This window comes from Rhodococcus sp. YH1, assembly GCF_009939605.1.
Taxonomy (GTDB): Bacteria; Actinomycetota; Actinomycetes; order Mycobacteriales; family Mycobacteriaceae; genus Rhodococcus; species Rhodococcus aetherivorans.
In genome coordinates, this window is the sequence record NZ_WVTE01000167.1 from 1 (window position 1) to 2,718 (window position 2,718).

Below are 2,718 nucleotides of genomic sequence, written 5' to 3' on the forward strand. Positions count from 1 at the left end.
CCGAGCCGGTGGCGACGACCTTGGCGCCGGAGACGATCAGGCCCGCGTCGGTCTCCTTCTCCACCTTCATGAACACGTCGCCCACCTCGTCCGGCGGCAGCGACCGGTCCACCGGCGGGTTGATGATCGCGTGGTTCCAGTACAGGACCTTCTCCTGCGACTCGCGGTACCAGCGCTTGGCGTTGTCCTGGAACGGCGAGTAGAACTCGTCGTTGGCGCCGAGGGTGCCGAGGAAGGAGGCCTTGTAGTCGGGGGACCGGCCCATCCAGCCGTAGGTCATCCGCGCCCAGGTGGCGATGGCGTCGCGGTCGGCTCGCAGGTCGTCGGCGGACTTCGGGGTGCGGAAGAACGGCATGGTCACCCCGCCGTTGCCGGTGTCGGTCGGGGCGGTGAGGGTGCCGACGTGCTCGCCGGTGTGCAGCGCGTCGTAGAGGCGCGCCGTCATGCGGATGGAGTTGCGGAACGCCGGATGGTTGGTGAAGTCCTTGACGCGCTCGCCGTGCAGGTAGATCTCGCGACCGTCGTCGATCGACGCGATGTACTCGTCGCCGGTCATCGGCCGCGAGGCGAAGGTCTGCTGCTGATTGGCCGGGTGGTCCGCGGCGACGTTCACCTTCGACCGGTCGACGGTGCCGGTAGCGGGGGCTGCTTCGGTGGTGGTCATGGTCTTCCCTTCGAAAGAGGTGGGAGCGGGGTCAGGAGGCAGTGCGGGCGAGCTGCGAGGGCAGTGGGGTGAATGTGGTGGTGGCGTCGAACCATCCGCTGTGCGGATCGTCGAGGCACCCGTTCCACGCGGTCGAGCCGGACCGGTCCCCGAGGTCGTGGAAGGTGCTGCGGAAGAACAGGAGCGGGTCCTTCTCGGCGTCGACGGAGGCGTCGACGATCTCGCCGACGAAGATGACGTGGTCACCGCCGTCGTATTCGGCCCACGGGCGGCAGATCAGGGTGGCCGCGTTGCCGAGGAGGGCGGGTGCGATTCCGGTGTCGTCCCATGTCGGCGCGACGGCCTGCGGTCTGCCGGCGAAATGCAGTGCGGTGGAGAGCTGGTCGGCCGCCAGGATGTTCACGGCGAACGGCGCGTCGTCGAGGTAGCCGCACGCCTTCGACGTCCGCGTCAGTGTCACCTGGCACAACCTCGGCTCCAGCGAGATGGCGGTGAAGGCCGTGACCGTGGCCCCGTGCCGGGCGCCCTCGGCGTTGGCGCACGTGACCACAGTGACCCCGCTGGCGAACTGACCGAAGATGTTGCGAAGTGCTCGCTGGTCCATGAGGAGACCGCCTTTCTGCACGATGTGCGATCGCAGGTCGATCCGGAACGAGAACCAACGTATGACCCGGATCACACTCCGTCGATCCGCATTGCGAAGGTGCGATCCGCATTGCGAAGCGGGCTCGGAACGCACCGGATCATCCGGGCGGCACGTGACCGTCGTCACAGTACGGTGCTAGCGTGGGGAGCTGCCCACATACCGGCACGGCACCAGTTGGGAGGGTTGGAAGGGCGAATGCGAGCACCGGAAAGCCGCGGCTTCACGGACTGGGACGAAGTGCACGACGTGGTGTCCCAGGCGTACTTCCCGCACCAGCTGACGCTCCTCAGCCGCGGGCCCGCCGCCCGCACGTCGCTGGAATCGACCCAGCTCGGCGCCGCGCGGCTGGCGCGGATCGGCTTCGGCGTGGACGTGTCGATCCGTTCCGAGCATCCCGGCGCGTACGGCATCAATATTCCCCTGACCGGGCATCTGGTCACCGCCGTCGGCCGCGACGAGGTCGTGTCGGCTCCCGGGCTGGCGACGGTCTGCCCTCCCGACACCCCCACCGTCATCACCCGGTGGAGCAGTTCGTGCGAGATCATCGGGTTCAAGGTCGACCGCGACTACATGCAGCGCGAGATGGACCGCCTGCTCCCCCGTCCGGGTAGGCAGCTGCCCGCGCAGCTGGATCTGCGGGCGGGAGCGGGGGCCGACTGGCTGCGCCTCGTCCGAGCGGTCGCCGACGAGTCGCTGCGGGACAACGTCCTGCTGCGCAGCGGCCAGGTGGCCGAACAACTTTGCCGCGCCGTCACGACCGCGCTCGTGCTCGCCGCCGCACCGGACGACGGTGACGGCCCGACCGGGGTGCGGCCACGGATCGTCAAACGGGTGATGGACGCGGTCCAGCAGGATCCGGCGCGCCCGTGGACCGCCGCGGAGATGGCCGAGCTCGTCGGCGTCAGCGTCCGCCGCATCCAGCAGGGCTTCCGCGAGTGCGTCGGCATGACGCCGATGGAGTATCTCGCCGACGTCCGGCTCGAGCGGGTGCACACCGATCTGTCCCGAAGCGATTCCAGTGCAACGGTATCCGATATCACCGTCCGCTGGGGCATCATGCACACCGGGCGGTTCGCCGCCGCGTACCGGCGCAAGTTCGGCGCCAGCCCGTCCGAGACGCTGCGCGGCGGGACCGCCTGACCTACAGGCGACGTCGTCGCCGGTGTGTCCTTCGGGCGGCTGGAACAGCCCAAAGGACGCACCGGCGGCGCAGCCGCGTCAGGCCAGCGCGCGCAGGCGCGGCGCGAGGTCGCGCTCGAACAGGTCGAGGAAGCGCCGCTGATCGTGTCCCGGCGCGTGGAACACCAGATGGTTCAGCCCCGCGTCGACATACGCCGCGACCTTCTCCACCGCCTCGTCCGGATCCGACGCCACGATCCACCGCCTGGCCTGACGCGGCTGCGCCGCC

4 protein-coding genes are annotated in these 2,718 nt (G+C 69.4%); 1 reads left to right on the top strand and 3 read right to left on the bottom strand.

The window, feature by feature from the left end; all coding sequences use genetic code 11:
• Positions 1 to 664 (bottom strand): 4-hydroxyphenylacetate 3-hydroxylase N-terminal domain-containing protein (locus tag AIIKEEIJ_RS13630; protein WP_274386839.1); only part of this gene is annotated, 664 nt, incomplete at its 3' end.
• A 31-nt stretch (positions 665 to 695) separates the two neighbouring features.
• On the bottom strand, positions 696 to 1,268 hold the full coding sequence (locus AIIKEEIJ_RS13635) for a flavin reductase family protein (protein ID WP_072635859.1): 573 nt from the start codon (positions 1,266 to 1,268) through the stop codon (positions 696 to 698).
• A 237-nt stretch (positions 1,269 to 1,505) separates the two neighbouring features.
• Between AIIKEEIJ_RS13635 and AIIKEEIJ_RS13640 the strand changes: the two genes are divergently transcribed.
• Positions 1,506 to 2,450, top strand: a complete 945-nt coding sequence (locus AIIKEEIJ_RS13640) for an AraC family transcriptional regulator (protein ID WP_037201077.1) — start codon at positions 1,506 to 1,508, stop codon at positions 2,448 to 2,450.
• A 78-nt stretch (positions 2,451 to 2,528) separates the two neighbouring features.
• On the opposite strand, the gene AIIKEEIJ_RS13645 is transcribed toward AIIKEEIJ_RS13640, so the two are convergent.
• The coding region (locus tag AIIKEEIJ_RS13645) for a F420-dependent glucose-6-phosphate dehydrogenase (protein WP_161995869.1) at positions 2,529 to 2,718 on the bottom strand (190 nt) is incomplete at its 5' end.